The organism is Rathayibacter sp. AY2B7, assembly GCF_002931635.1.
Lineage (GTDB): Bacteria > Actinomycetota > Actinomycetes > Actinomycetales > Microbacteriaceae > Rathayibacter.
Window position 1 is genome coordinate 1 of sequence record NZ_PSUC01000170.1, and the last position, 4,018, is coordinate 4,018.

Sequence of the window (4,018 nt, forward strand, 5' to 3'; positions counted from 1 at the left end):
CACGCGGGCATCGCGGACCCGGTCGCGGCCCTCGCACTCGGAGCGCAGCCCCCGCTGAGCCTGCTGCTGGTGCAGGGGCGCCCGACGGTGCGGGAGGGACGGCTGGTGAACGCGGACGAGGACGGGATCGCCCGCGAGGTCGCCCGGGCGAGCACGGAGCTGGCGTCGCGCGTCTGAGCTGCGGCAGCCGATCGGCGCTCAGCCCGTCGTCGTTCAGCCGGGCGGCGCTCAGCCCGTCGTCGTTCAGCCGGGCGGCGCCTCCGCCGCGACGGTCGCGACCGGGGCGGCGTCCGGGTGCAGGAGCCGCCAGATCCGGTCGCGGGAGAGCGGCAGCTCGGTCGGCCGCACGCCGATCGCGTCGCGGACGGCGTTGGCGAGTGCGGGGGCGACCGGGTTGTAGGGCGCCTCGCTCATCGACTTCGCGCCGAACGGCCCGAGCTCGTCGGCGGTGTCCGCGAAGAGCACCTCGGTCTCGGGCACGTCCGCCATCTGCGGGATGTGGTAGTTCCGGAGGATCGCCGTGGTCACGGTGCCCTCGCCGTCGAGGATCACCTCCTCGTACAGCGCCGAGCCGATCGCCTGCGCCACTCCGCCCTCGACCTGCCCGCGGCACTGCGCCGGGTTGATCACGAAGCCGGCGTCGGCCGCCTGCACCGACTGCAGGATCCGCACCTCGCCCGTCGGCTCGTGCACCGCGACGCGGAAGCCCTGGACGTTGAACGCGAGCGAGCGCTGAGCGCCGTCCTCGCTCCCGGTCGCGGTGACCGGTCCGCCGGCCGCGCGGACCAGATCGGCGAACGCGACCCGGGTGCCGTCCGGAGCGAGCAGGCCCTCGTCGTCGGGCTCGAATGTCTCGTCGTGCCCGGTCAGCCGCTTGGCGAGCGCCTGCAGCTCGGCGAGGAGGCGCGTCGCGGCCGAGTGGACGGCCTTGCCCGCGACCACCGTGCCGGCGCTGCCGAACGCTCCGGTGTCGTAGCGGGCCGCGTCCGTGTCGGACTGGCGGATCCGCACCCGGTCGGCCGAGGCGCGGAAGGCGCTCGCGACCAGCTGCGTGTGCACGGTGGTCGTCCCGTTGCCGAACTCGGCCGTGCCGACGCCGATGGTCAGCACTCCCTCAGCATCGACGGTGACGGTCGCCTCCGAGAAGTGGCCCCGCGGTGGGATGGTGGCGATCATCGCCAGTGCCGTGCCCTGCCCTGTCCGCCACCCCGGTCCGTCGGGGGCGGGGGAGCCGCCGCCGTCGGCCAGAGCCGCCTCGGTGAGGTCGAGGCACTGGTCGAGCCCGTAGGAGGCGAAGCCGATGTCGTCGCCCTCGACGTGCGTGACCACCAGCGGCTCGCCCGGGCGCACCGCGTTGATCCGCCGCAGCTCGAACGGGTCGATCCCGAGCTCGCGGGCGAGATCGTCCATCGCCGACTCGATGCCGAAGATCACCTGCCCGAGGCCGTAGCCGCGGAACGCCCCCGAGGGGAGGTTGTTCGTGTAGACGGCCTGCGCGTCGACGCGCTTGCTGGGCGCGCTGTAGACGGCGACCGACTCCGAGGTGCCGTGGAACATCACGCCGGGTCCGTGATTGCCGTAGGCGCCGGTGTCCGAGAGCACGTCCACGGCGAGGGCGGTCAGCCGTCCGTCGCGCCGGGCGCCGAGCGTGACGCCGACCCGCATCGGGTGTCGGCAGGGGGCCATCGTGAACTCGTCGCTCCGGGTGAACTCGAACTGCACGGGCCGGCCGGTGGCGAGCACGGCGAGGGCGACGACGTCCTCCGTCAGGATCTCCTGCTTGCCGCCGAAGCCGCCGCCCACCCGTGCCGTGAAGACGCGGACGGTGGACGGATCGCGGTCGAACAGGCGCGCGATCTCGTCGCGCACGAGGAAGGGCACCTGCGTCGAGGTCCGCAGCACCAGCTCTCCGCCCTCGAGCCAGCCGATGGTGCCGTGGGTCTCGAGAGCCGTGTGCGCGACCCGGGAGGTCGAGTATCGGCCCTCGACGACCACGTCGGCCTCGGCGAGTCCGGCGGCCACGTCGCCGTACTCTCCGTGGAGCTCCGCGACGACGTTCGCCTCCGGCCGGGCGATGCGCGAGGCGATCGGATCCTTGTCGGCGTGCAGGAGCGGCGCGCCGGGGGAGCGCGCCTCCTCCGGGTCGAAGACGGCGGGCAGCACCTCGTAGTCGACTTCGACGGCGCGGCAGGCCGCCTCCGCCTCGGCCACCGACTCCGCGACCACCACGGCCACGCGCTGCCCGCGGAACCGGACGACGGTGTCGAGCATGCGGGTGTCGTCCGGGTCGTCGAGCCGGGACTCGTGGCGGGCGGTGGAGTAGAGGACGTCCGGGACGTCCTCGGCGGTGAGGACCGCGACGACGCCCCGCATCGCGCGGGCGGCGGTCGTATCGATCGAGCGGATGCGCGCGTGGGCGTGCGGGCTCTGGACGACCTTCAGGTGCAGCAGGCCGGTGACGGCGACGTCGAGGGTGAACGGCTCGCGGCCCTGGACGATCCGCCGGCCGGCGGGCGCGCCGAGCGAGCGGCCGACCCGGGACTCCTCGGCCGACGGGCGACCGGTGCGGCGGACGGGGGTGAGACCCGACGGCGGGGCCGCGTGCCGTCCGCGGACCGGGGCCTCCGTGCGATCCGCTCCGGACGGCTCGGCCGCGTGCGCGCCGTGCCCGGACGCGCAGGCGCCCGTCACGGCCTCGCGGATGGGGCGGTAGCCCGTGCACCGGCAGAGGTTGCCCTTCATCAGCCGCTGCACGTCCTCGGCGCGGACTCCGTCGAGCGCCGTGGCCGTGACCACCATGCCGGCCGTGCAGAAGCCGCACTGGAACGCGCCGGCCTCGACGAACGCCTCCTGCACCGCGCTCGGCTCCTCGGGCGTGCCGAGGCCGGCCGCGGTCGTCACCTCGCGCCCCTCGACGCGGTGGGCGGGGTAGAGGCAGGAGTGGAACGGCGTCCCGTCGACGAGGACGGAGCAGGCGCCGCAGTCGCCGGCGTCGCACCCCTTCTTCACCTCGAAGTGCTCGTGGTCGCGGAGGAGGGTGCGCAGCACCTGGCCGGGGCGGGGGGAGGCGTCGACCGGCTCCCCGTTGACGGTGAACCTCATCGGGCGCCTCCGGCCAGCTCGGTGCGGATCTCCTCGGCGAGCACGCGGACGACGGCGTGGCGCCAGTCGGCGGCTCCGTGCGGGTCGGTGAACCAGGTCGCGACGCCGTCGACGGCCGCGGCGAGCTCGGCCGAGGAGGGAGCGGCGGCGAAGCGGAGCCGCTCCGGCCGGACGGTCGCCGCGGTGATCGTGAGCACGAACGCGCCGTCGGTGTCGAGGCGGCCGATGACGACGGCGCCGGAGCGTCCGAGAGGGGAGAGCGCCGTCTTGCGGAACGCGGTGCGCGCCCGGAGGGAGGAGAGCGGGATCTCGATCGAGCGGATGACGTCGTCCTGGGCCAGGGAAGTGGTCATGTTGCCGGTCACGAGCTCGGCGACCGGCACGGCGACGTCCGAGCCGTCGGCCCGCCAGACGAGGGCAGTGGCGTCGAGCGCGGCGGCGAGGCTGATCATCGGTCCTGCGGGCAGGGCGTTGGCGATGTTGCCGCCGACAGTGGCGACGTTCCAGATCTTGAAGGAGCCCAGCAGCGCCGTGCAGCACTGGAAGAAGAGCGGATGGGCGGTGTCGCCCGCGTCGGGCATCGCGGCGAGCTCGCTGAGCGTGCAGGTCGCCGCGATCGAGAGCCCGGCGTCCGTGCGCACGATCGGCTCCCACGCGAATCCCTGCAGGTCGAGGAGCTCGTCGAGGTGGTCGTGGGGGAGGGAGAACACCCAGGAGCCGCCTCCGATGACCGCTGAGCGCGGCCCGCGGCCCGCCAGCTCGGAGCGCTCGCGCACCACCCGGACGCGCTGGATCGTGTTCAGGTCCATGCCGCGCCTCCGTCCCGCACCGTCGGGCGCCCCTGCACCAGCAGCAGGCTCAGCGGGGGCTGCGCTCCGAGTGCGAGGGCCGCGACCGGGTCCGCGATGCCCGCGTG

General features: G+C 74.5%; 2 protein-coding genes. Both read right to left on the bottom strand.

All coding sequences use genetic code 11. The features are described 5' to 3' along the window. Window positions 1–243: 243 nt before the first annotated feature. Entirely contained in the window at window positions 244–3,102 is a 2,859-nt protein-coding gene (locus C5C27_RS16830; RefSeq protein ID WP_104314977.1) for a molybdopterin cofactor-binding domain-containing protein, read from the bottom strand. Continuing rightward, on the bottom strand, window positions 3,099–3,911 hold the full coding sequence (locus C5C27_RS16835) for an FAD binding domain-containing protein (protein WP_104314978.1): 813 nt from the start codon (window positions 3,909–3,911) through the stop codon (window positions 3,099–3,101). The genes C5C27_RS16830 and C5C27_RS16835 overlap by 4 nt, the downstream gene beginning before the upstream one ends. Window positions 3,912–4,018 lie beyond the last annotated feature (107 nt).

Excerpts from the sequence above, each read along its gene's own strand:
- C5C27_RS16830 (WP_104314977.1), bottom strand. The coding sequence starts at position 3,102 with ATGAGGTTCACCGTCAACGGGGAGCCGGTCGACGCCTCCCCCCGCCCC.
- C5C27_RS16835 (WP_104314978.1), bottom strand. The coding sequence starts at position 3,911 with ATGGACCTGAACACGATCCAGCGCGTCCGGGTGGTGCGCGAGCGCTCC.